Raw genomic sequence first — 23952 nt, forward strand, 5'->3', positions numbered from 1 at the left:
CGTTACCAGATTCGGACGCGCTCAGCAGGATCCAGGTACAGCGCATCGCCGGGGGTTACGTCGAATGCCGCGTAGAACGCGTCGACGTTGCGGACGACGCCGTTGCATCGGAACTCAGGCGGGCTGTGCGGGTCGATCGAGAGACGGCGAATGGCTTCGGCGTCGCGGGTCTTGGTCCGCCAGATCTGCGCCCAGCTGAAGAACACACGTTGCTCGCCGGTCAACCCGTCGATCACCGGCGGCTCGCCCGCGCCCTCGGTCGAGATGGCGTAGGCGACGAGCGCGATCGACAGTCCGCCCAGATCGCCGATGTTCTCGCCGAGGGTGAACTCGCCGTTGACCTTGTACTTCTCGTCCAACCCGTCGGGTGTGAACTGGTCGTACTGGTCGGCGAGGGCAGCGGTGCGCTTGCCGAACTCCGCGCGGTCGTCATCGGTCCACCAGTCGACGAGGTTGCCGTCTCCGTCGTACTTGGCGCCCTGATCGTCGAAGCCGTGGCCGATCTCGTGGCCGATCACCGCCCCGATGCCGCCGTAGTTCGCGGCGTCGTCGGCATCCGGATCGAAGAACGGTGCTTGCAGGATTGCGGCGGGGAACACGATCTCGTTCATGCCAGGGTTGTAGTAGGCGTTCACCGTCTGCGGTGTCATGAACCATTCGTCGCGGTCCACCGGCTGTCCGATCTTCGCGAGCTCGCGCGACGTCTCGAACGACGACGCGCGACGCAGGTTTCCGATCAGGTCGCCGCGGTCGGCTGCCAACGTCGAATAGTCGATCCACGTCGCCGGGTAGCCGATCTTCGGGGTGAACTGTTCGAGCTTGGCCAACGCGCGTGCTCGGGTCTCCGGCGTCATCCACTCGAGGTCGGAGATGTTGCGGCGGTACGCCTCGACGAGATTCGCGATCAACTCGTCCATCCTGGCCTTCGCCGCGGGCGGGAAGTGCTTCGCCACGTACAACTCGCCGACCGCGAAGCCAGCACTCGACTCGACGAAGCCCACACCGCGCTTCCACCGGTCGCGGATCTCCTCGGCTCCGGTCAGCGTCGTCCCGTAGAACGCGAAGTTCTCGTCGACGAACGCACTCGACAGGTAGGGGGCCGCCGAGTTCAGCAGCTTCCACCGCAGCCACGTCTTCCAGTCGTCGAGCGGACGCGACGCGATGAGCTCGCCTGCACCGGCGAAGAACGACGGCTGGCCGACGACGACCTCGGCGAACGTCTCTTCGGTCGGCGCGGCCAACCCGAGCAGCCATGCCGCGACGTCGAAACCCGCAGCGCCGTCGGTGAATTCGGTGAGCGTCCGCAGGTTGTAGGTGGCCTCGGCGTCGCGGCGAGCCACCACGTCCCAGTGGTGGCCGGCGATCTGTGTCTCCAGGTCGACGACCGTCGCCGCGGCGCCGTCCGGATCGTCGATGCCTGCCAGCGCGAACATCGCAGCCACATGCGTGCGGTACGCGACCAGGGTCTGCGCGTGGTTCTCCTCGCGGTAGTACGACTCGTCGGGCAGCCCGAGACCGCCCTGGCCGACGTGCACGAGGTAACGGTCGGACTTGCGGGCGTCCGTGTCCACGTAGAAGCCGAACAGGCCGCGCACACCGACCCGCTGCAACGAGCCGAGGGTCCGGGCGAGGTCGGCGGGGGAGGCGATGGTCGCGATCGCCGTGAGGTAGTCGTCGATCGCGGTGAGGCCGAGCTCCTCGATGCGCTCGGTATCCATGAACGAGGCGTAAAGATCACCGATCAGCGTCGACGTCGCATCGTCGCCGGGGTTGTCGGCGCACTCCTCGACAATCGCACGGACATCGGCTTCGGCGTTGTCGCGCAGCACGTGGAACGCGCCGTCGATGCTGCGGTCGCCCGGGATCTCGTGCGTCTCAAGCCACTTGCCGTTCACGTGCGAGAAGAGGTCGTCGGCGACGCGCACCGCGGGGTCGACCCATTCCAGGTCCAGTCCGGAGGTCTGTTCGATAGTCACGCACTCCATAGTGCATGGTGTCGACTCTGTTCGACTAGCGACGGGGCCTCGACCAGCGGTGGCGGCCGGTCACCACTGCCCCAGACGCTTGGACATGGACCAGATGAGGACTTCGGCTTCGGTGGCGGCGCGGAGCGCCGTACCGCCGAAGTCGGTGGCACGCAACGCATCGGCTGTGTCGAGACGCTCGCCGTCGACGGTGATCGAACCGGAGGTGACGAACAGGTGGGTGAAGCGTCCGGCCGGAATCGTGGCCGACCCTCCGGCGTTCAACCGGAGCGCGTACAGCGTTGCACCCGAATTGGCGATACGGATCGCCGAGTCGTGAGACGGGTCGCCGGACGCGACCGGAACGAGAGACCCGGGAGTGAGGTCGGCGGTGATGTCGCGCTGTTCGTACCCCGGGTCGAGTCCGCTCTCGTCGGGCCACACCCACATCTGGATCAGATGCACCGGGTCCGTCGATTCCGCGCGGTCGTTGCGCTCGGAGTGCAGGATGCCGGTCCCCGCGCTCATCCGCTGCGCGAGGCCCGGATGGATGACGCCGGAGTTCCCTTCGGAGTCCTGGTGGACGAGCGACCCGGACAGCACCCAGGTCACGATCTCGGTCTCGGCGTGCGGATGGGTGTCGAACCCCTGTCCGGCGCCGATCGTGTCCTCGTTGTGCACCATCAGGGCGCCGTGGTGGGTGTTCGACGGATCGTAGTGGTCGCCGAACGAGAAGCTGTGCGCCGACGTCAGCCAATCGGTCTGGGTGGAGACACGTTCGGCAGCGCGCTGAATCGTCGGACACATACATCTATTATGCGGACAGGGCCACGTTGCACCATTCAAGCGGTGGCGATGCGGAATCGTGACCACAACGAGTCACGAATGTAAGGCCACGTGCGATGAAACGCATGTGAAACGAGTGAAAATTGGTGTCATGGTGTGGAGGGGATACAGCGCGGCAGCTGCGGCGGTGGCCGCTGCCGTCGCACTGACAGTGGTCACGGGGTGCGGGTCGGGGGACGGCACCGACGTGGCGAGCATCGTCGGCGATTTCGCCTCGGCGATCGGAGACCAGGACGTCGAGGCCGCGTCCGGCCTGACGACGGCGCCCGCGCCCGCCGCGGAGACACTCGGCGCGACCTTCGCGGGCATGGGGGCGAAGACCGTCGAGACGACGGTGAACAAGCCGATCGAATACAGCGACGGCACGGCGTCGTTCACCATGAAAACCACGTGGGTCTGGCCTGGCCAGGGGACGTTCGAGACCGACACCTCCGGCACGGCGCGCGAACTCTCGAGCGGGTGGAAAGTCCAGTGGGAGCCCGGCCTCGTCTACCCGGACATGCCTGCCGGATCCCGGCTGCAGAAGGTTCGCACCGACGCGACGCCCGCACCGACGGTCGACAGCCGGACCGGCAAAGTCTTCATGAAGATGGAGCCGGTCAACGAGATCGTCTTCGATCCGAAAGCCGCGGGACGCAAGTCGGACGCCGCGATCACCTCGCTCGCGCACGCCATCGAGCCGATCGCTCCGCTGATAACCGCACCGGTGATCCGTAAGAAGGTCGATGAAGCGGGCGGGCGTCCCGTGACCGCCGTGGTGCTGCGCGACCCGGACATGAAGATGCTCGCCGCCGATCCGGAGAAGATCACCGGCGTCACCGTCGATCACGCAGGCAAACTCGTGATGGACGATCGCCGCTTATCGAGCCCCCTCGAGGACGGGCTGACGAACTACTGGACCGCTGTTCGCGATGCGACAGCCGGCTGGCAGGTCCAGCTGGTGACGCCGGGGAGCAAGCCCAGACGATTGGCGCACGAGCAGGGGCCGCCCGCCAAGGACATCCCGACCACCGTCGACCAGAATGAGCAGCTCGTGTTGGGCGACTCCGTCGTCGACGTGGCGCAACCCGCGACGATGATGACCTTCGACGCGTCGACCGGTGGAATCCTCGCGATGGCCCAGAACGACGAGGCGGCGCGTCGCAAGGTGGCCGCTGGAACGTCGTACGCGACCGGGTCGACCCTCGACCCCGTCTTCGGGGCGATTGACCGCGCCACCAGGGGGGACTCCGGCAGCGCCGACGACATGCTGTACCACTTCGGCCTCGGAGTGAAGTTCACCGCGCCGGGTGTGAGCCTGCCGCGTGGGACGGCGATCCGGCCGAAAGTGTCGAGCGCCCAGTTCAAACCGAACGACTACCAGGCGTCCATGCTGAACATGGGAGCGTTGGGCGTCGCGTTGGCCAGGGCGTCCGCGGGGGAGACCGGAGCCGTCGCGCCGTACGTCATCAAGGGGGCGACGACGAAGGTCACCGGCGGCGCGCTCGGACAGTTCACACCGGAAGTCGCGCGCGACATCCTGCAGTCGATGACGCAGGTCGCGAAGACCGGCGACGCGAGCGACCTCACCGGGGCTCCCGGCCTGCGCGCTCTCGTCGGCACCAACGGCCCGCAGGGGCCGGGCTGGTTCGTCGGCCTGCACAACGGCAAGGTCCTGGTGATCTACTGCGAAGGCGACAAGTCGGGGACAGCGGCACTACAGGTGGCGCAGAAGTACTTCACGGTGTCGAAACGCTAGCGCTAGCGCCGCGAGGACAGCGCCGCGATCGCGCGCCAGCCGAGCAGTAGGACGCCGGTGGCGAGGGTCGCGACGATGACGAACGACGTAGCGGTGCCCTGGCCGGAGACGACTCGCAAGATCATGCCGACGACGACGGCAGACACCCAGACGACGACGCCGGTGGGGACCAGAGCGTTCGGCGCGAACCGGCGCCCGGTCGCGACGACGGTGATGCACCAACCGAATGCGGCGCCGGCCAGGAACGGCCAGAGCGTCGTCAGGAATCCGGCGAACGACCCCGCCTCGTCGTGATTGCGTCGGCCGATCGCGACGAACACGCAGATCGCGATGAGGTCGGCGATGCCTGCGACGGCGAGAGCTGTGCTCCGGGCGTGCCGCGATGCGGTGGGTGCAGGGGAGGTCATGCCTCTACGGTAGTCGGGGAGCCTCACCCGGCGCTCGGGCGATCCTCGTCCTGATCGGTCGGCTGCGTCGACGTCGACTCACCCTTGTCCTGGTCGACGAACCGTGCGCGATCGTCGGCCATCTCCTTGTCGAGGGCCACATCGGATTTGACCGCGCCGCGGTATCGGACGGCGATCACGATCCAGCCGACGACGGCGACGAGGATGTAGCTGATGAGACGGTAGACGAGGATCGCGCTGAGCGCGACACCCGCAGGCATGCCGGCAGAGGTGAGCGCCAACTGCATGGTGATGTCGACGACGCCGATACCGCCGGGCAGCAGCGGTATCGCGGTGCCGACCGCCTTGCCGGCCGCATACGCCACCATGAGGCCGGCGAACGACGGGTGCGCGTTCACCGCGTAGCACGCGAACGCGAGGCAGGCGACGTCGGCGACCCAGTTGAAGAAGCTCCAGCCGAACGCGAACGCGCCGTCGCGCCGATTGAGCTGGACGGCCTCCAACTGTTCGATGATCTGCTTGAGGCGCGCGGTCCCGTGATCGTCCGGCTTGTCGCGGATGTTGTTGACCCAGGAGAGGACACGGAGTCCCGCATTCTCGAGCATCTGCGGATGGCTGGCCAGATACTGCACGGCGACCGCGAAGACGAGGAACCCGGCGATGCTGAAGATGATCGAGAACGGGCTGGTCTTGGCGCCGGCGAGCAGCGCGCCGCCGAGCCCCAGGACCGCGAGGCCTGCGCCCGCGAGCAGCCCGGACATGACGACCTGCCAGGACGCGATCACCGGGGTGGCGCCCCACTTGCGACTCTCCCGGTAGACGAACGCCGGAGAGAGCACCTGGCCGCCCGGCATGGTCTGCGACAACGAGTTGGACGCGAGAATGACCGCGAGCGACTCGCGCTGGCTGACCTTCACGCCGGCCGAACGCATGAGCGCCCGCTGGACCTGCGCGTAACTGTCCATCGACAGGCCGGCCGCGAGGATGCAGGCGATCACCCACTCCCAGCGGAGCTCGCCGATGTGGTACCAGGTCTCCTTCAGCCGCGGCCAGATGTAATAGCCCTCAACGCCGAGGATCACGACGACCGCGACGGCCGCCGCCCAACGAAGCCAGAGACGCCACGGCCGACGCTGGCCCGACGATGAGTCGGGGGCGTCGGCCGATGAGGCGGCGTCGTCGGGCATGTCGTACACCCTACGGGGGAGTCAATCCTCGTTCGACTGATGACCCCTGCTGCGTCGCAGGAGCTCCTGCACGCTGATCTGGTTCCCTTCGCTGCCGCGGTCGGGGCGAAGCTCCCGCGCCGACCGCGCGTCGTCCGAGTCCGGCGACTGTTGCTCGGCGTCGGGAGCCTGCGGGGGCCGTGCAGGCCGGGGCGGCTCCTGCTGCGGTGTCGGCCGTGGTCTCGGCGTCGGCCGAGCGGGCGTCGCCGGAATCTGGGTAGTCGCAAGCTTGTTGTTCGACGCCGCCTGGTTGTTCGACGCCGCCTGCTTGTTCGACGACGGTGCGGGCTGCGGCCGCTGCGGGGTCGGCTGCGCGGGTTTCGCTTGTGGCGGCTGCGCTGCCGGCGGCGGGCCGACCCGTCGGGCGGGCGCCGGACGCTGCGCGGGCAACGGCGCAGACGTCGGTCGCTGCGGCGTACGGGATCCGGGCTGCCGGGCAGCCGGGGGCTGTGGACGTCGCCCCTGGCCCGGCCCCTCGACCGGCGCGCCTTGACTCGGTTGGGGTCGGGGGCGCATGTCGCGCGACGTCTGGCGGACACCGCCCGCTCCGAGCTTCCACGAACCGGTGTCCGGACCGTCGCTCGTGCGTTTGGTCGACGCCGGTGTCGGCGCGGCCGCAGCGGGCTTCGGCTTCGGCTCCGACCACTTCTTGGCTTCGGGCGCCTTCACGGGGTCGGCAGCGTCGTCGGAGATCAGTTCGTCGAGCGTGCTGTCGGTGCCGTGCACGTCGTCGAGCTCGCCTGCCGCGGACGCACCGGTGCGGTCGGCCTTGACGAGTGCGCGTCGCGCACCGGTCGGCTCGGCTCGACCGGCGACGGAGCGTTCGGAGATCCGTTTCATCGCGGTCGTCGGAGCCTCGGCCGCGGCGACCACGCCGCCCGACGATGCGCCGACTGCCGCGAACGTGCGGTCCTCCTTCTCGTCGGGTTCATCGAGGAGAGTCGTCTCACCGAGCCCGATCTTCTGCTGCAGACGCTGCATCCACCGCGGCGACCACCAGCAGTCGTCACCGAGCAGCTTCATCACCGACGGCACGAGGAGCATGCGGATGACCGTCGCGTCCAGGATGAGCGCCGCGATCATGCCGTACGCGATGTACTTCATCATCACGATGTCCGACAGGCCGAACGCGCCGGTGACCACGACGAGGATCGCGGCTGCCGCCGTGATGATCCGACCGGTGTTCGCGGTACCGGTCCGGATCGCCTCCGTGGTGGACGCGCCGTTCTGTCTGGCCTCGACCATGCGGGACAACAGGAATATCTCGTAGTCGGTCGACAGACCGTAGATGATCGCGATGATCAACACGAGGATCGGAGCGAACAGTGGTCCCGGCGTGAAGTTCGCGAGCGATGAGCCGTTTCCGTCGACGAAGATCCAGGTCAAGATGCCGAGGGTGGAGCCGAGGCCGAGCGCGGTCATCAACGCAGCCTTGATCGGCAGGATGACCGACCCGAACGCGAGGAACATCAGCAGTCCAGCCACCACGACCAGGAGAACGGCCATGTAGGGGAGCTTCGTCATCAGTCCGTCGATGGAGTCCTGGGTGAGCGCAGGCGTGCCCGCGACGTAGATCCGCAGCCCCTGAGGATCGATGTCGCGCAACGCGTCGATGGCGTCGGGCGCGTTGTTTCGGTCGACCAGGCCCGCTGACATCTGGGTGACGCCCCACCCGCTCTCCTCGTCGCCGTAGATGCCGTCGAGGGCTCCGCCTTCGGCGGTGGGCGAGAAGGTCTTGGTGAAGCCGGGGATCTCGTTGGCTTCGTCGGCGATCGTCTGCAACTTGCCTGCGACGTCGTCGCCGTTCTGGTCGTAGACGACGACCAGCTTGAGTTCTTCGGTGCGTTCGGTCGGGAACAGTTCGTCGAAGTGCTGCTGGGCCACGCGGTTCTGGTTGTCCGGGGGCAGCAGTTTCTCGCTGAGCCCGGTGAACGCGATGTTGCCGAACGGGATGATCAGCGCCAGGAGCAGCAGGACCGTCGGAATCGCGGTTTTGAGCGGATGTCTCATCACCCAGGTGGCGAGCTTTCCCCAGAACCCTGCTTCCACCTCTTCCCTGGTCTTGTTCCGGTTGAGGAACGGCACGCTGAACGCGTCCACGCGTCGACCCAGGATCGCCAACAGCGCGGGGAGCACGGTGATCGACAGGACGGCTGCGAGACCGACCGAGGCGATGGCGCCGTACGCCACGGATTTGAGGAACGCCTGCGGGAACATCAACAGACAGGCGAGGGCCGCGACGATGATCGTCGCCGAGAACACGACCGTCTGACCCGAGGTCATCACCGTTCTTCGGACCGCGGCCTTCACCGTGTAGCCCTCGGCTAGCTCCTCACGGAACCGACTCACCATGAACAAGCCGTAGTCGATGGCGATGCCGAGGCCGATCAGCGTGATGACCGACTGCGCGAAGATGTTCAGTTCGGTCATCTGCGCGATGATCTTGGTGATGCCGAGCGACCCGGCGATCGTCAGACCGCCGATGAACACCGGCAGGATGGCGGCGACCACCCCACCGAACACGAACAGCAACATGACCGCGACCACCGGCAGGGCGATGACCTCGGCGCGGCGGATGTCGGCGTCCATTCCTTCGGACATCGCGTTGGCGACCGGCTGGAGGCCCGCCAATTCGAACTGGGTGCCCGGCAGGTCGTACTTCTCGGCGAGATCGTCGAAGAACGGCTCTATCTCCTGGTAGTTCTTCAAGATCGAGGTGTCGTCGTTGCCTGCGACACCGATCGAGATGAAGCCGTGTTCGCGGTCCTGAGTCCACATGCGGCCGCGCTTCTGCTCCGCGGCGATCTGGTTCGCGGAGTTCGTCACCGCGTCGAACGGACTGATCAGACCCGCGTGGTTCTCGTCGACCTCCCGGCTGACGACGTCGGGGTGCGCGGCGATGAGGTCGTCGGTCATCTCCTGCATCTTCTGACCGAACGCCTCGTCGTCGATGCGGGTGCCCTCGGCGGGTGTGATCAGCAGGATGACGTCGGATTTGTGGTCGCGGCCGAGTGCGCTGTCGGCGATCTCCGAGCCGGTCACCGACTCCGACTCCGGGTCGAACCAGCCGCTCTGCGAGAGGTGGTTCGACAGGTCCATGCCGTACAGGCCCAGGCCGCCCATCAGTGCGATGAGCACAGCGATGACGGCGAAGCGCATTCGGTACACGAATGAGCCGATGGATCCGAACACGCCGGCTTCCTTCCTTCTCGCGAACACTCGAAAGTGCGATTGTCTCAGCTACACCTGAGAAAACACGACAACGACCTGGGGTGAAACGTTCAGTTTCAGATGCGTGGCGTCCAGTTTCACTTGAGGAGCGCGCTGAGCGGTCGGAACGGGGTGAGCCACGCGCCGTCGTCGGGCAGAGAGTCGAGGCTGATGCGGGGGAGCGGCTCCCGGAACACTCCGGGGATCTCCTCGAGGTCGACGAACTCCAGCTCATCGGCGGTGAGCGCCCAACTCGCGTGTTCGCGGAAGCCGATCACGGTGACTGGCACGCCTTCGGCGGCGAGCTCCAGCAGCGGTTCCCGGAAGGCCTGACCGTCGGCGGAGGCGACGATCACCCCCGCCAGCCCGGGAGAGTGTCGTCGCACCTGCAGATGATTCAGCATGTCGTCGTCGACATCGCTGTCGTCGGCGAGCTTGGGTTTCGCGAACACCGCGTAGCCGACGTTGCGCAGCGCTTCCACCCATGGGCGCACGACGTCGGCGCTCCCCGGAGCGATGTTGGTGAACACCGTCGCCTCCGGTTCGACCTCGTCGTGGGCGGCGGCGCCGATCGCCGCGGTCCGTTGAAGCACCCAGCGGCCGAGCGCGTCGAAGCGCGGACGGTGTGCAGCGGTCGGGCGGCCGCCGAGGAGACTGCCCAACCCCATGTCCATGTTGGGAGCGTCCCAGACCAGCAGGACCCGGCGGGCCGCGCTGGTACCGGTGATCGCTTCGGCGAACTCGGGTGCGGTCATGACGGATCCTCCTGATCGCGGTCGCTCGTCCCTGTTTGTTCGAAAGGCTTCCCTGTGTGCTCGAAAGGCTTTACGTAGACGAACTCGTTGACGTCGCGGCCCTCCACCTGGGCGCGTCCTTCGAACTTAGTCGTCGGACGCTCCAGCAGGATGGGCGAATCGAATGTCAACGGCACCACATGGGGGCGGTCCGGACGCTGCGTGGCGAGCAGTTCGGCGATCCACAGCGCGTAGTCGGCGTGGTCGGTGGCGATGTGCAGGACGCCGCCCGGCTTCAGCCGGTCGGCGATCAGCTCGATCGTCCCGGACTGCAGGAAGCGACGCTTGTGGTGGCGCGTCTTGGGCCACGGGTCGGGGAAGAACACTCGGACGCCGGTCAGGCTGTCGGACGCGACTAGTTCACTGAACACGACGGTTGCGTCACCGCGGACCATCCGGACGTTCTCGAGGCCGCCGCGATGGACGAGTCCTACCAGTTGGGCGAGACCCGGCTGGTAGACCTCGACGGCCACCACGTCGACGTCGGGTTCGGCTTCGGCCATCGCCGCCGTCGAGATGCCGGTGCCGCTACCCACCTCGATCACGAGCGGGGCGTCCCGGCCGAACCAGTCCGCCGTGTTCAGCGGCGGCTCGTCTGCGGCGTCCGGCCCGGTGCGCAGATCGCGGCCGAGGGTGGGCCACAACGTCTCCCAATTGTGCTGCTGGCCTTTGGTCAGCGAACCGCGGCGGAACCGGAAGCTCGTGACACGAGGGTAGAGGCGCGAGTTGTCACGGGGCGCGGACGGGCCGGCGACGGGGTTCTCGTCGTTATTCACGGTTCCATCGTGTCGCACTTGCGGCGAGTGTGGACAACCGACACCCGGATGTTCGCAACAGGCTCCGTGCGCGGACCACGGCGCGTAGCGTCGTATCCGACCTTGGGGGAGGCGTTCGACATGGGGGACAGTCAAGCGTTCAGGGAAGCTCAGCGACGGCGCCTGGCGCCGTTGGCCGTGGCCGTCGGCGGGCATCGCGGCGTCGGCTCGTCGACCGTGGCCGCAGCCTTGCGGGCGCGATTTCGCCTGTCGTGCACGGTGGTCGGCGATGCAGAGTCGTTCGATGTCGATCCGCCGGGCGAGGCAGACCTGCTGGTCCGAGTGATCGGTGCGGCGCCGCGCCGGTGCGACGTACGGGCGTGCGCGACGGCCGCTCCGTTGATCGTCGTCGCGGGAAAGGCCGACGTCCGAGACGACGCGCGGGCGGCGGCGTTCGCGGCCGAGGGTGCGCTTGGTCGCCAGGTTCTGCCGGTGTCGGCGCTGTTGGCGTCGGCGACTGTCGGGCCAACCGACCTGGACGCGCTCCTCGCCCGCGAACCGGCCGACGACCTGGTGCGTCGCTACGGGTTGTACGGGGTTGGGTTGGCCAGGGCCCGGTTGGCGGCCGAACCGGGCATGACGGCAGACGCGCTCGCGGCGAGCCTGCACGCGGCGAGCGGCATCGACGCCGTCGCCGTCGCGATCCGGGCCGCGTCCACCGCGGTCGCGAGGCGGCGCGATGCCCGCCTGTGTACGGATCTGCGCCTGCTCGCGGCACGGGACTCCTCGCGTGACGAGTCCGAGCATGCCCTGGTGGGAGCTCGCCCGTGATCGGCCCCGTCGATTCGGTGCCAGACAAGACCGGGCCAGACAAGACCGGGCCAGACAAGACCGGGCCAGACAAGACCGGGCCAGACAAGACCGGAACAGTCGTGGTGGGGACCGCCGGGGGCGACCCCGGCGCGCTCGCGGCGGCGATCGGCGGCGATGTGGACGCGGACCCGGCCGGCCGTTGCGCAGTGGTGGTGCTCGATCTGTCGTGCGACCCGGGAGCAGAAGAGCGTGAACTGCTCGCGATGCTGGCAGACCGTGGAACGTCGACGGCACTCGTCGCGACCCGGGTGGAGCGGTATCCGGACTGGCCCGCTCTCGCCGAACGGGCACGGGACGTCCTCGACCCCGACCGCCGTCTCGCGATGTTCGCCGTCTCGGTCGCGACCGGCGGCGGCCTCGATGAGCTGCGGCAGTGGTGCTCGACCCTGGGCGCGGCAGCGGCCGCGGGATCGTCGGTGCCGACCCGCCCACCGACCGAGGTCATCGCGCTCGCGTCCGCCGAACCCCGCAGGGCGCCACAGCCCGCGCCGACCCGCGCCGACCGTCTGGCCGGCGTCCGCGCCGGAGTGACGGCCGCACGAGCCGACGTCGTCACCTCCGCACGCGAAGCGTTCCAAGGCCTCGGGGTGACTGCCGAACGGGTGTGCGGTGGCCTCCGACCCCGTGACGCCGACGCGTATACCCGCTGGTTGAGCAGTGCGATCGCCGCCGTCGACGCGGCAGCACAGTCCCTGCTCATCGACCGGCTCGACCGGGTCCACACCGTCGCCGCGCTCGGTCTCGACGACGAGGCGGGCGGTCCGCTGCGGCAGTCGCCGCCGTCGACAGGAACGGTCCCGTCGCCGCCGGAGCGCCGACCGAGTGCCGAGGACGCCGTGGTCTTGCTGTTCGGAGTCACCGCCGGATTCGGTGGCGGGCGGATGCTCGTGACGCCGATGGTGCAGTGGGCCGGACTCGGGTGGGCCGGCGCGGTGCTCACCGCGCTGACCGGTCTCGCGGTCGCCGCCTGGATCGTGGGCGTCCGACGGACGGCGTCGGTTCGCGCGGCGCTGCGCAAGTGGACCGCCGACACAGTGACATTGAGTAGAACGGCAGCGGAGCACCGCTTGGTCGCGCAGTTGAGCGCAGTCGAAGTCGGGGTCGGACGCCACACGTGGAACCGAATGCCGGTCCGGCGCGTCTAACCTAGTAGAGGGTGACGGAAGGCGCGATGGAGGACTGGTTCGGTACTGAACCCGCGGACGACGCGGTCTCCGCGGAATCGGTCGCTGCCGTCGACGCCGGTGACGACCTGTGGATCTACGACGACGGTCAACTGTGGGATCTCGGCCCGCCAGACCTGGACGCCGACGCGGACGGTGTGCCCGACTCGATCCTCACCGACATCGCGGGCGATCCGGCGATCCTCACCGACACCGACAGAGACGGGCAGGTCGATCGGGTGACTCGACTGGAAACGGCAGGTGGTGTCACCGTCACCGCAGAATCCGACGAACCGCTCCCATGGAGACCCACATCACTCGGTCGCCTGCCGTGACGAATTCCTCGCCCAACCGACTGCCGGACCGCGGTACACAACGCGTATCCTCAACGACAACTGCGCCTGGACGGAACTACTGGCCCAGGCATTGCCGTTACTGAGGAGATCCGCATGACCGCTGCGACCATTCCGGGCCTCGAGCCCGGGAACGCCCCGACCACACACGCCGGACTGCTTGCCTGGGTGGCGGAGGTCGCCGAACTGACGCAGCCCGACCGGGTGGTCTGGTCGGACGGCAGTGACGAGGAGTGGGACCGCCTGTCGGCCGAGCTGGTCGAGTCGGGCACCATGGTGAAGCTGAACGACGAGAAGAAGCCGAACTCGTTCCTCGCGCTCTCCGACCCCGCCGACGTCGCCCGCGTCGAATCGCGCACCTTCATCTGCTCCAAGACCGAAGAGGCCGCCGGACCGACCAACAACTGGGTCGACCCCAACGAGATGCGCGCGACGATGACCGAGCTGTACCGCGGATGCATGCGCGGACGCACGATGTACGTCGTTCCGTTCTGCATGGGTCCGCTCGGCTCGGACGACCCGAAGCTCGGTGTCGAGATCACCGACTCCGCATACGTCGTCCTCTCTATGCGCGTCATGACGCGGGTGGGCCCGAAGGTCCTCGAGACGCTCGGCACCGAAGGCTTCTTCGTGAAGGCCCTCCATTCAGTGGGCGCACCGCTTGAGCCCGGGCAGCAGGACGTGCCGTGGCCGTGCAACCCGGACAAGTACATCGTCCAGTTCCCCGAAGACCGCGTGATCTGGTCGTACGGCTCGGGTTACGGCGGCAACGCCCTTCTCGGCAAGAAGTGCTACGCGTTGCGCATCGCGTCGGCGATGGCGCACGACGAGGGCTGGCTGGCCGAGCACATGCTCATCCTCAAGCTGATCTCACCCGAGGACAAGGTCTACTACATCGCCGCCGCGTTCCCGTCGGCCTGCGGCAAGACCAACCTCGCGATGATCCTGCCCACCCTGCCGGGCTGGCGCGCCGAGACCGTCGGCGACGACATCGCGTGGATGCGTTTCGGTGCGGACGGCCGCCTGTACGCGGTGAATCCCGAGTTCGGCTTCTTCGGCGTCGCACCCGGAACCGGTATGGACTCGAACCCGACCGCGATGCAGACCATCGAAGCAGGCAATACCCTGTACACGAACGTCGCGCGCACCGACGACGGCGACGTCTGGTGGGAGGGCATCGGCGACGCCCCCGACCACCTCATCGACTGGCACGGCAACGATTGGACGCCGGAGTCGAACGAGAAGGCTGCCCACCCGAACTCGCGGTACTGCACCCCGATGTCGCAGTGCCCGACGCTGGCCCCCGAGTGGGACGACCCGCAGGGTGTGCCGATCTCGGCGATCCTGTTCGGTGGACGCCGTAAGACGACGGTCCCGCTGGTCACGCAGGCCCGCGACTGGGAGCACGCCGTGTTCATGGGCGCCACGGTCGGTTCCGAGCAGACCGCTGCGGCCGAGGGCAAGGTCGGTACCACGCGCCGCGACCCGATGGCCATGCTGCCGTTCCTGGGCTACCACGTCGGCGACTACTTCGAGCACTGGCTCAACATCGGTCGCCGCAACGGCGCTCAGCTGCCCGCCGTGTTCTACGTCAACTGGTTCCGGCGCGGTGCTGACGGTCGCTTCCTGTGGCCGGGATTCGGCGAGAACACCCGTGTCCTCAAGTGGATGGTCGACCGCATCGAGGGCAACGTCGAGGGTGTCGAGACCCCGATCGGCGTCGTCGCGAAGCCGGAGGAACTGGACCTGACCGGTCTGGACGTCTCCGTCGACGATGTCGCCGAGGCTCTCGCCGTCGACGTCGACGAGTGGCGCGACGAACTCCCGAGCATCGAGGAGTGGTTCGGCTTCGTCGGCGACAAGCTGCCCACCGCCCTTCGCGACGAGCTCGACGGCTTGCGCGAACGCCTGGCCTGACAGCAGCCCCGGTTCGCGCCTAGTTTTTGCTGGTCGAGCCCTAGTTCTTCCGATCGAGTGGAGTCGAGATCCCCCCGGGGACCTCGACTCCACTCGTCTCGTGTGCGGCGGTCGACTCGTCTCAGGGAAATTCCCGATAGCGCTTAGCCTCCGGGTTTGGAACCCTGGGACCTATGACACACGCAGCTGGAGACGACCAGCGTGAGCAGATCGCCGCACGTGCCGAGACACTGACCAAGACGTATGGGTCAGGTGACACCGTCGTACACGCGTTGGGTGGCGTGACGATCGACTTCAAGGCGGGTGAGTTCACCGCGATCATGGGCCCGTCGGGTTCGGGCAAATCCACTCTCATGCACTGCCTGGCAGGCCTCGACACGGCGTCCAGCGGCCGGGTCCAGATCGGGTCGGTCGACCTGGAGGGGCTCTCCGACAAGGACATGACAAAGTTGCGCCGGGACCGTATCGGTTTCGTCTTCCAGGCGTTCAACCTGGTGCCGACGTTGACGGCGGAGGAGAACATCACCCTGCCGCAGGGGATCGCGGGACGCGACGTCGACCGCGAATGGTTCGACACGGTGATCGGTAGGCTCGGCATCGGCGACCGGCTGGCGCATCGTCCGAGCGAGTTGTCCGGTGGGCAGCAGCAGCGTGTGGCGTGCGCCCGTGCCTTGGTCGGCAAGCCCGACATCATTTTCGGCGACGAGCCGACCGGCAACCTCGACTCCCGGTCGTCCGGCGAGGTCCTCGACATCCTGCGGGCGGCGACCGACGAGTTCGGTCAGACGGTCGTCATCGTCACCCACGACCCGCGGGCGGCGGCGTACGCCGACCGGGTGGTCTTTCTCGCAGACGGGCAACTGGTCCGTGAGCTACGCCAGCCGACAGCCGACGACGTCTTCGAAGTGATGAAGCATCTCGACGACGCGACACCCGGCGGCTCCACCACCGGGGAGCACTGACGATGGGGTCGTCCGTGATGCGCCGCGTCTCTGTGCGGAGCCTGTCCTCGCATAAGCTCCGGCTCCTCCTGACCGTGTTCTCGGTGGTTCTCGGCACGAGTTTCGTGGCCGCAGCCCTCATCTTCACATCGACTGTCTCGCAAGCGTTCAACTCGATCTTCGACAGTGCGGCGCGGGGGGTCGCCGTCGAGGTGACGGCCGCCGAGTCCGATGCTCCCGGCGTGCCCGTCGAGCTCGTCGACGAGCTCAGGAACAAGAAGGATGAGCTCGGCATCGACCGTCTCGTCGAGAACGTCGGTGGACCCGTCACCGTCGCCGACTCGTCCGGCAAGCCCATCCAGACCGGTGGCGCACCGAGCGTCGCTTCGGCGTATCTGCCGCCGGACCGCGCGATCGGCGATTCGGCGAATACCATCGTCGACGGCCGCGCGCCGGCTCACGCCGACGAGATCCTCATCAACAACGACGCCGCGGAGAAGGCCGGACTGCACGTCGGGTCCACGACGACCGTCGTCCTCGGTACGGGTGTCTCCGATCCTCTCCAGGTGACGGTCGTCGGCCTCACGGACATGCCGACGTCCACCGGCGGTTTCGTGGGCATCGCATTCGACGAGGAGACCGCGAACCAGTACTTCTCCGACGGCGAATACGTCTCCGTCGTCGATATGTCCGCGAAGCCCGGTGTCTCCGACACCCAGCTGCGGGACGCCGTGCACGCGGCGCTCGGTGACGCGAAGACCGTCGACGACCTGTACAAGGTCCGCACCGGGGATCAGGTTCGCGAGGACCAGAAGGCCCAGGTAGGCGAATTCTTGACGATCATCCAAGCGGTGTTCCTCGCATTCGCGGCGATCGGCCTGCTCGTCGGCACATTCATCATCTACAACACGTTCTCGATGATCGTCGCCCAGCGGAACAAGGAGTTGGCGCTGTTGCGCGCCATCGGCGCGAGTCGAAAGGACGTGTCCCGGTCGGTGCTGTTGGAGGCATCGATCGTCGGCGTGATCGGCGGCCTCGTCGGCCTCGGCCTCGGTATCGGGATCGCGGCCGCACTGCTTGCGTTCACCGAGTCGCAGGGGCTGCCGTCGAACGGCATCCAGATCGGTGCGACCGCAGTAATCGCGGCCCTTCTGGTCGGCGTCGTCGTCACGATGCTCAGCGCGTGGATCCCGGCGCGTCGCGCGTCGCGGATCCCGCCGGTCGAGGCGATGCGAGCGAGCACGGTGGAGCCTGGCGCCGGATCGCTCCGCAAGCGGACGCTCGCCGCAGCGATCGTCGGCGTGCTCGGTGTGCTCGCGCTCGTCGTCGGCGGGCTCGGCGAGGGCACCGGCCCAGCGCTGATCGTCGGGCTCGGAGCACTCCTCGCCGTCATCGCCGTGGTGCTCGGCGCGCCCGCGCTGTCTCAGCCGATCGTCGGCGGCTTCGGTGCGGTGTTCGCGAAACCGTTCGGGACCGTCGGTCGGCTCGCGCGGACCAACGCCGTGCGGAACCCACGGCGGTCGGCGGCCACCGCGTTCGCGTTGACGCTCGGGTTGATGCTCGTCGTCGTCATCGGCACCATCGGCACCTCGTTCAAAGGCACCGTCAACGACGCCGTCGACAAGGGTGTGACAGCCGACTTCATCATGTCGTCCACCAACAACGGACCGTTGCCGATCGGCATCGCCGACACGGTTCGTGAGAAAGTCCCAGACGCGGGAGTCGTCATCAGCCAGGCGGTCGCGACCGCGAAACTCGACGACAAGCCGTTCTGGATGACCGCGGCGCTCGGCGGATCGCTCAACGACGTCGCAGTCGTCAAGACGGAGCAGGGCAGCCTCGACGTGCCGGGCGACGGGCTCGCGGTCGACGAGTCGACGGCCCGCGACCAAGGGTTCGCGCTGGGCGACAAGGTGTCGCTCACCGCGCTGACCGGTGACGTCGTGCCCGTCACGATCACCGGGATCTACGAGGACAGCGAGGTGATCGGACCGCGGATCGTCGGAGCCGACGCCTACCGGAAGCTGGTACCGGTCGAGACGATGCGTCAGGCCGTGCCAATCTGGGTGAAGGGCAAGCCCGGTACCGATGTCGACGAGTTGCGCAGCCAGATCGAGGACGTGACCAAGCAGTATCTGGTCGTCCAGATCCAGGATCGTGAAGAGTTCAAGAATTCGGTGTCGTCGACTGTCGACCAGATGCTCGTGACGCTGTACGCACTGCTGGCGCTGTCACTGGCGATCGCGGTGCTCGGCATCGTCAACACGCTCGCGTTGTCGGTGGTGGAGCGTAAGAAGGAGATCGGGATGCTTCGCGCGGTCGGGATGGCGCGGTCGCAGGTCCGCCGCTCCATCTATCTGGAGTCGACGTATATCGCCGTGTTCGGTGCGCTGTTGGGCGTCGTCCTGGGGCTTGCGATCGCCATCCCGCTCGTCCGGACGCTCGCCTACTGGGGGCTGGACGCCGTCGTCATCCCGTGGACTCTGATCGGCGGAACGCTGGTCGGCGCGGCGGTCGTCGGTGTCATCGCCGCGCTGTGGCCTGCGGTCACCGCCGCACGGACGCGACCGCTCGAAGCGATTGTCGAGTCATGATTTGTCGAATCATGATCGTCGAGCCGTGATCGTCGTGACTGTCACCGCACTGAGTCGGGTGCCATGAGCAACCGGAGCACAGCGCGGACAGCCGTGCTGTCCGTGGTGGTGTTCGTGGCGCTGATCGCGCTGATCGTGGTCGCGGTGCTGGTGGTCAGGGACAAGACGTCGTCGACTTCCGGTGCCGCTCCCGCGACGACCACCGTCCCGGCCACGAGTGAGTCGACGAGGGCTCCGACGTCGACCACGTCGACTCCGGCGTCGACACCGACGACGCCGGAGTCCACGCATACGAGGCCGACGGGTGAGCCGGGCACCGTGATCTACCAGCTCACCGGTGACGGCGACGTCGTCGGCGTCGGCTACCGCGCGGGCAGCCGGTCGCGGGTCGTCGTGGTGACCGGAACGCCCTGGCAGCAACGGACCACCGTCGTCGACCGTCGCGCCGAGGTCTCCGGCATCGTCGTTCGCGGCCGGATCACCTGCACGATCATGCAGGGCGAAGAACTGCTGGCGTCCTCGACGTCCGGAGTGGGCCCCTTCAGCTGTCGGGCGACGCTGCCCCGCTGACCATCGCGGCAGAGGACGCCTGCTCACCCCGGCGTCGCGGACCGTTTCTGTAACACCAGCACGAGGTTCGTGGCGCCCACCTCCCGTACCCCGGGGACCTTGACGACCGGCCACGTCCATCGCGGCAGGTAACGGGGGAATGCGAGACGGAGGTCCACGTCGCCCGCTCCACGCGCCCAGCGCAGGCCCGCGGCCGCGGTGATCGGGAACAGGGACACCCCGAACAGATTCTTCGGCGGGTGCCCGTGCCGCCGGGCGTACATGCGTGCAGCGCGGTGCCCGCCGAGGTAGTGGGTGAGTCCCATCTCGTGGCCGCCGAACGGACCCCACCACAGGGTGTAGCTGAGGACGACGGTGCCGCCGGGTCGTGTCACACGGACCATCTCGTCGGCCATGTCCCACGGGCGATCGGTGTGCTCAGCGACGTTCGACGAATAGCAGACGTCGACGCTGTCGGCCCGAAACGGCAGATGCTGGCCCTGCGCCCGGACCGCCGTCCGGTGGTCGAGTCCCGCGGCGTGCATCTCGCCTGCGTCGGGCTCCACCGACAGGTAGCGCGCGCCCAGGTCGGTGAACGCGTCGGCGAAGAAGCCGGGACCGCCGCCGACGTCGAGAACCGTCGAACCGTCGAGTGGCGCAGGGTGCAGGTCGGCGATCATCACGGCGGTGTCGTCGGCCAGCGCACTGTAGAAGCGGTCGGGTTCGGTCTGCTCGTGGCGGAACTCCCGGAACAGTCGAACCGAGCGGGCGACGGTGGCCCGGCGCGCGAATCTCGACGTCGACATTTCACTAGCGTGGCATACCCTTGTTCGGGTGACCCCGCCGACCGACGTGCTGCTCTTGTGCTGGCGCGACACCGGTCACCCGCAGGGCGGAGGCAGTGAACGGTACCTCGAACGGGTCGGCTCCCAACTGGCGCGACGAGGTTTCCGCGTCACTCTCCTGACCGCGTCGTATCCGGGCGCACCGCGCCGTCAGATGTCCGACGGGGTCCGGGTGCTGCGGGCGGGCGGGCGCCTCACCGTCTACCTCCGTGTCGCGGCGACCCTCACGGCTGCCAGGTTCGGTCGGGGCAGGCTCGCCCGCTACCGCCCGGACGTCGTCGTCGACACGCAGAACGGCGTCCCGTTCTTCGCGCGGCTTCTGGTCGACGCGCCTGCCGTCGTCCTGGTGCACCACTGTCACCGGGAGCAGTGGCCGGTGGCCGGCCCGGTGCTGTCGCGGGTCGGTTGGTTCGTCGAGTCGCGGCTGTCGCCACGCGTGCACCGCGCAAGCCGGTACGTGACCGTGTCCGAGCCGTCGGCGTCGGAGCTGGTGGATCTCGGCGTCGACCGTTCCCGGATCACGGTGATCCGCAACGGCGTCGACCCGGTGCCCGACGGGATCGGGGGGCGGACGCGACGTCCCGGCGTGCGGTTGATCGCGGTGTCGCGACTCGTCCCGCACAAGCAGGTCGAGCACGCGTTGCACGTGGTCGCCGCACTCGCCGGTCGAGGCGTCGACGTCCACCTGGACGTCGTCGGCGGTGGCTGGTGGCACGACGAACTGCGCTCTGCAGCAGCGGAGCTGGCGATCGGAGAGCGTGTGACGTTCCACGGCCACGTCGACGAGACCCGCAAACACGAGCTCCTGGCGGACGCTGATCTGCACGTGATGCCGTCCCGCAAGGAAGGGTGGGGACTTGCTGTCGTGGAAGCCGCACAACACGGCGTGCCGACCGCCGGCTACCGGAGTTCGGCGGGTCTGACCGACTCGATCGTCGACGGGGTGACCGGGGTCCTCGTCGACGATGTCGACGAGCTCACCGAAGCTGTGGCCGACCTCGTCGCCGACCGTGATCGGCTGGCGCGGCTCGGCGGTGCCGCGATGAAGCGTTCGCGCGACTACTCGTGGGCGGCGACGGCTGACGGGTTCGAGACCCTGTTCGGTGAGCTCTAGTGTCGCGAACACTGTCGCGCAACGACTCCGAGCAGCACAGTGAAGGCTATGCGGCTCGGGACCGTCGAACGCAGGCGAGCGCGCCTGCGGCGAGTGCGACGAACCACAGGGCGAGCGCGAAGATCGCCGCGGCCCAGGCCGCGGCACTCGGCGACGGCGCGGGCTCGGCGCCGGAGATGTGGAACAGGCGCAGGTGATCGCCGGTGACGACCTCGTCGGCGCCCGCGGCGAGTAGCGCGGGCGGATCGGCCTCCTCGCTGACCACCCAGCCGACGCCGAGCCGGGCGAGGCGGGTCGGGTCGCCGCCCTCGTCGAGGACGGCGACGATGTCGGCGGTCCGACCGCTCGGCGCGTCGAGCGATTCACCGTCGACGACGAGGGTCCCGTCGACGACGACGGGCGCGTCGATCATGCGGGGCAGAGGCGAGAGCGATGGCCCGCCGGTCCACGACAGCGACCGGACCGTCGCCGTCGGCCAGAGGGCGACGGACCCGCCGCCGCCGTCGCCGATCACGTCGGCGACCTGCGTGTAGTCGGTGGGGATCGTGACCGACCGGATCTGACCGCCGACGCCCCAGGCGAGATCCGGGAGTGGAGCAAGCATCAGCAGGCCGATCGCGGCGGCCGCGAACCCGCCGGGCACCCACCGCCGTAGCGCGCCGACCGCAGCCGCCACGGCGAGCGAGGCGAACGGGACCGCCAGCGCCAGATACTTCTGCGAGTCGCGCAGCAGACCAGCGCCCGGGACGTGGGCGAGGAGCGCATCCATCACGGCGACGCCGGGGCCGGTCGCGAAAGCCGTGACGAGAACGACGACGACGAGTGCGAGGACGGCGAGCACGAGGACGGGATCCCGGCTGCGCGTGCGCTCGCCGGAGCGGGTGGGCTCGGCCGACGCGAACAGCCGAACGCTTCCGGCGACGATCACGGCGAGGAACACGACGGTGGCGACCACTGCCCACCACGTCGTGCGACTCGCAGGCACCGCGTCGGCGTTCCAGATCCCGCCCAGACCTGCGGCGGTGCCCAGCGGTCCGAGCCCGGGTTCGGCTCTCAGCGTGAACGCGCTCGCACCGCTCGATGACTGGGAGGCGTCGGACACCGCGGCAGCGACCAGCCACGGCGACGCGGTCACCACCCAGCCGACACCGCAGGCCAGGCTCGCGCGCAGTCCGGGCCGCGCCGCGATCGCGGTGACGCCGGCGATCGTCAACGCCAGGATCGAACCGGTCGGGGTGAACCCGGCGGCCGCGAACAGACCGACGAGCAGCACGGCGGGACGCCACGACCGTCGGTCACCGAGATCGAGGACGGCCAGCACGATCGGACCGAGCGTCGCGTACCCGATCAGCAGACTCCAGTGCCCCTGCAGGAGCCGTTCGGCGACGAACGGATTCCAGATCCCGACGGCCGCAGCGGCGACCGCGCCCGCGGCGCCCGCCTGCGGCACCAGGCGGCGTGCGAGTCGGCCGAACCCGACGCCCGCGCCGAAGACCGCGGCCGTCGTCAACAGAGCGACGAGCCAGCCGCCGTCGACTATCCGTGAGGCCAGGCCCAGGACCGCGTCCTGCGGGACGGCGCGCGGCGCGGAACCGTCGACGCCGAACGCGGCCGCCGACAACGAGAACTGCGGCACCGCCACCGCGTCGCGATACACCAGGTGCCCGCCGTACAGGGGCCCACAGATCAGCGCCGTCAGAAGTGCGCTGACCAGGTACAGCATGCGTTCAGTAGTGGAACGTGTCGGTGGACGCGTGCGACTGGTCGGAGACGCCGTAGTCCTTCGACACGATGTTGTACGAGCGGGCCAGGTCGAGGATCTTCGTCGCGCGGGCGATGCGCGGCAGGTCGGAGCCGTTGCGGATCTCGCCGCCGTCGCCCTCGAACTCGGCGAAGAACTCACGTGCCCAACTGATGTCGTCCAGCGACGGCGACAGGCCGTCGTTGACCGCTGCGCACTGGTCTGGGGTGAGACAGATCTTGCCGGTCATGCCGAACTCGGAACTGACCGCCGTCGCCTCGTTCAGCTTGAGCGGATTGGAGCCGACAGTCGGACCGTCGATGGCCGACGGGAGCCCGGCGGCCTTCGCGGCGATCGTGAACCGCGACCGTGCGTAGGCGAGCGTCGTCGGGTTGTCGCCGAAACCGGTGTCGCGGCGGAAGTCGCCGATGCCGAACGCGAGGCGGAACGTCCCCTTCGCCGACGCGATCTCCGCGATGCGTTCCAGACCGCGCGCCGTCTCGACGAGAGCGACCACGGGGATGTTCGGGAGTCGTCGCGCCGTCTCGGTGACGTGGTCGACGGATTCGACCATCGCCAGCATGACGCCGCCGATGGAGGTCGACCCGAGCGCAGCGATGTCGGTGGACCACCACGGCGTGCCGAAACCGTTGATGCGCACCCAATCGGTGTTGCCGTCGCCGAGCCACTGCACGACGTTGTCGCGGGCGGCGTCCTTGTCCTTCGGGGCGACGGCGTCTTCGATGTCGAGGACGACGATGTCGGCGCGCGAATGCGACGCGGCTTCGAAACGCTCGTGCTGGGCTCCGTTGACGAGCAGCCAGCTGCGCGCGAGTACCGGGTCGATCCGGGATCCGATGTCGGAGGGATCGGGCGCGGTAAATTCGGTGTCGTACATCGACTCTCTGCCTACTGGGTCTCT

General features: G+C 68.3%; 19 protein-coding genes. 9 read left to right on the plus strand and 10 right to left on the minus strand.

Features of this window, described 5'->3' with window-relative positions; genetic code table 11:
• Positions 1-2 precede the first annotated feature (2 nt).
• Both L5G28_RS04025 and L5G28_RS04030 read right to left on the minus strand, forming a co-directional pair.
• Complete coding sequence (locus L5G28_RS04025; protein ID WP_265743691.1) at positions 3-1985, minus strand: M13 family metallopeptidase; 1983 nt, start codon at positions 1983-1985, stop codon at positions 3-5.
• Positions 1986-2045: 60 nt separating this feature from the next.
• Positions 2046-2771, minus strand: coding sequence for a pirin family protein (locus L5G28_RS04030; RefSeq protein WP_237000391.1), 726 nt, complete (start codon positions 2769-2771; stop codon positions 2046-2048).
• Positions 2772-2901: 130 nt separating this feature from the next.
• Here L5G28_RS04030 and L5G28_RS04035 point away from each other — a divergent pair, with 130 nt between their 5' ends.
• Positions 2902-4548 (plus strand): NTF2-like N-terminal transpeptidase domain-containing protein, encoded by a 1647-nt coding sequence (locus L5G28_RS04035; RefSeq protein ID WP_237000392.1) that lies wholly within the window; start codon positions 2902-2904, stop codon positions 4546-4548.
• Between the two features lie 2 nt (positions 4549-4550).
• On the opposite strand, the gene L5G28_RS04040 is transcribed toward L5G28_RS04035, so the two are convergent.
• The 5 genes from L5G28_RS04040 to trmB form a co-directional block, all read right to left on the minus strand.
• Positions 4551-4955 carry a DUF3054 domain-containing protein gene (locus L5G28_RS04040; RefSeq protein ID WP_237000393.1) on the minus strand — a complete coding sequence of 135 codons (405 nt, stop codon included), beginning with the start codon at positions 4953-4955 and terminating at the stop codon, positions 4551-4553.
• A gap of 23 nt (positions 4956-4978) precedes the next feature.
• Positions 4979-6142 carry a lysylphosphatidylglycerol synthase transmembrane domain-containing protein gene (locus tag L5G28_RS04045; RefSeq protein WP_237000394.1) on the minus strand — a complete coding sequence of 388 codons (1164 nt, stop codon included), beginning with the start codon at positions 6140-6142 and terminating at the stop codon, positions 4979-4981.
• A gap of 21 nt (positions 6143-6163) precedes the next feature.
• Positions 6164-9373 (minus strand): MMPL family transporter, encoded by a 3210-nt coding sequence (locus L5G28_RS04050; RefSeq protein WP_237000395.1) that lies wholly within the window; start codon positions 9371-9373, stop codon positions 6164-6166.
• Between the two features lie 116 nt (positions 9374-9489).
• Entirely contained in the window at positions 9490-10146 is a 657-nt protein-coding gene (locus tag L5G28_RS04055; protein ID WP_237000396.1) for an NYN domain-containing protein, read from the minus strand.
• Positions 10143-10979 (minus strand): tRNA (guanosine(46)-N7)-methyltransferase TrmB, encoded by an 837-nt coding sequence (gene trmB / locus L5G28_RS04060; RefSeq protein ID WP_372477161.1) that lies wholly within the window; start codon positions 10977-10979, stop codon positions 10143-10145. The genes L5G28_RS04055 and trmB overlap by 4 nt, the downstream gene beginning before the upstream one ends.
• Before the next feature lie 102 nt (positions 10980-11081).
• On the opposite strand from trmB, the gene L5G28_RS04065 reads away from it, so the two are divergent.
• From L5G28_RS04065 to L5G28_RS04095, 7 genes are all read left to right on the plus strand, one after another.
• Positions 11082-11771, plus strand: a complete 690-nt coding sequence (locus L5G28_RS04065; RefSeq protein ID WP_237000398.1) for a hypothetical protein — start codon at positions 11082-11084, stop codon at positions 11769-11771.
• Positions 11768-12958, plus strand: a complete 1191-nt coding sequence (locus tag L5G28_RS04070; protein ID WP_237000399.1) for a GTPase domain-containing protein — start codon at positions 11768-11770, stop codon at positions 12956-12958. Before L5G28_RS04065 ends, L5G28_RS04070 begins: the two co-directional genes overlap by 4 nt.
• Positions 12959-12969: 11 nt before the next feature.
• Positions 12970-13311, plus strand: a complete 342-nt coding sequence (locus L5G28_RS04075; protein ID WP_236998013.1) for a DUF6802 family protein — start codon at positions 12970-12972, stop codon at positions 13309-13311.
• Positions 13312-13425: 114 nt separating this feature from the next.
• The gene (locus L5G28_RS04080; protein ID WP_236998012.1) at positions 13426-15246 is read left to right on the plus strand and encodes a phosphoenolpyruvate carboxykinase (GTP); all 1821 of its coding nucleotides are present in this window, start codon (positions 13426-13428) and stop codon (positions 15244-15246) included.
• 173 nt (positions 15247-15419) lie between these two features.
• Positions 15420-16208 (plus strand): ABC transporter ATP-binding protein, encoded by a 789-nt coding sequence (locus L5G28_RS04085; RefSeq protein ID WP_237000400.1) that lies wholly within the window; start codon positions 15420-15422, stop codon positions 16206-16208.
• 2 nt (positions 16209-16210) lie between these two features.
• Positions 16211-18781 (plus strand): ABC transporter permease, encoded by a 2571-nt coding sequence (locus L5G28_RS04090; RefSeq protein ID WP_237000401.1) that lies wholly within the window; start codon positions 16211-16213, stop codon positions 18779-18781.
• Positions 18782-18844: 63 nt separating this feature from the next.
• On the plus strand, positions 18845-19351 hold the full coding sequence (locus L5G28_RS04095) for a hypothetical protein (protein ID WP_237000402.1): 507 nt from the start codon (positions 18845-18847) through the stop codon (positions 19349-19351).
• A 23-nt stretch (positions 19352-19374) separates the two neighbouring features.
• Here the strand turns inward: L5G28_RS04095 and L5G28_RS04100 are convergent, their stop codons facing one another.
• Complete coding sequence (locus L5G28_RS04100) at positions 19375-20136, minus strand: class I SAM-dependent methyltransferase (RefSeq protein WP_237000403.1); 762 nt, start codon at positions 20134-20136, stop codon at positions 19375-19377.
• Positions 20137-20164: 28 nt separating this feature from the next.
• Between L5G28_RS04100 and L5G28_RS04105 the strand changes: the two genes are divergently transcribed.
• On the plus strand, positions 20165-21289 hold the full coding sequence (locus tag L5G28_RS04105; RefSeq protein WP_237000404.1) for a glycosyltransferase family 4 protein: 1125 nt from the start codon (positions 20165-20167) through the stop codon (positions 21287-21289).
• A gap of 46 nt (positions 21290-21335) precedes the next feature.
• Here the strand turns inward: L5G28_RS04105 and L5G28_RS04110 are convergent, their stop codons facing one another.
• Both L5G28_RS04110 and L5G28_RS04115 read right to left on the minus strand, forming a co-directional pair.
• Entirely contained in the window at positions 21336-23012 is a 1677-nt protein-coding gene (locus L5G28_RS04110; protein WP_237000405.1) for an MmpA family trehalose lipid delivery protein, read from the minus strand.
• A 4-nt stretch (positions 23013-23016) separates the two neighbouring features.
• Complete coding sequence (locus L5G28_RS04115) at positions 23017-23928, minus strand: HpcH/HpaI aldolase/citrate lyase family protein (RefSeq protein WP_237000406.1); 912 nt, start codon at positions 23926-23928, stop codon at positions 23017-23019.
• Between the last annotated feature and the right edge of the window lie 24 nt (positions 23929-23952).

Source organism: Gordonia liuliyuniae (genome assembly GCF_021739025.1).
Lineage (GTDB): Bacteria > Actinomycetota > Actinomycetes > Mycobacteriales > Mycobacteriaceae > Gordonia > Gordonia liuliyuniae.

Excerpts from the sequence above, each read along its gene's own strand:
- L5G28_RS04055 (WP_237000396.1), bottom strand. The coding sequence starts at position 10,146 with ATGACCGCACCCGAGTTCGCCGAAGCGATCACCGGTACCAGCGCGGCC.
- L5G28_RS04090 (WP_237000401.1), top strand. The coding sequence starts at position 16,211 with ATGGGGTCGTCCGTGATGCGCCGCGTCTCTGTGCGGAGCCTGTCCTCG.
- L5G28_RS04095 (WP_237000402.1), top strand. The coding sequence starts at position 18,845 with ATGAGCAACCGGAGCACAGCGCGGACAGCCGTGCTGTCCGTGGTGGTG.
- L5G28_RS04065 (WP_237000398.1), top strand. The coding sequence starts at position 11,082 with ATGGGGGACAGTCAAGCGTTCAGGGAAGCTCAGCGACGGCGCCTGGCG.
- L5G28_RS04100 (WP_237000403.1), bottom strand. The coding sequence starts at position 20,136 with ATGTCGACGTCGAGATTCGCGCGCCGGGCCACCGTCGCCCGCTCGGTT.
- L5G28_RS04025 (WP_265743691.1), bottom strand. The coding sequence starts at position 1,985 with ATGGAGTGCGTGACTATCGAACAGACCTCCGGACTGGACCTGGAATGG.
- L5G28_RS04115 (WP_237000406.1), bottom strand. The coding sequence starts at position 23,928 with ATGTACGACACCGAATTTACCGCGCCCGATCCCTCCGACATCGGATCC.
- L5G28_RS04085 (WP_237000400.1), top strand. The coding sequence starts at position 15,420 with ATGACACACGCAGCTGGAGACGACCAGCGTGAGCAGATCGCCGCACGT.
- L5G28_RS04080 (WP_236998012.1), top strand. The coding sequence starts at position 13,426 with ATGACCGCTGCGACCATTCCGGGCCTCGAGCCCGGGAACGCCCCGACC.
- L5G28_RS04110 (WP_237000405.1), bottom strand. The coding sequence starts at position 23,012 with ATGCTGTACCTGGTCAGCGCACTTCTGACGGCGCTGATCTGTGGGCCC.
- L5G28_RS04030 (WP_237000391.1), bottom strand. The coding sequence starts at position 2,771 with ATGTGTCCGACGATTCAGCGCGCTGCCGAACGTGTCTCCACCCAGACC.
- L5G28_RS04040 (WP_237000393.1), bottom strand. The coding sequence starts at position 4,955 with ATGACCTCCCCTGCACCCACCGCATCGCGGCACGCCCGGAGCACAGCT.
- L5G28_RS04035 (WP_237000392.1), top strand. The coding sequence starts at position 2,902 with ATGGTGTGGAGGGGATACAGCGCGGCAGCTGCGGCGGTGGCCGCTGCC.
- L5G28_RS04045 (WP_237000394.1), bottom strand. The coding sequence starts at position 6,142 with ATGCCCGACGACGCCGCCTCATCGGCCGACGCCCCCGACTCATCGTCG.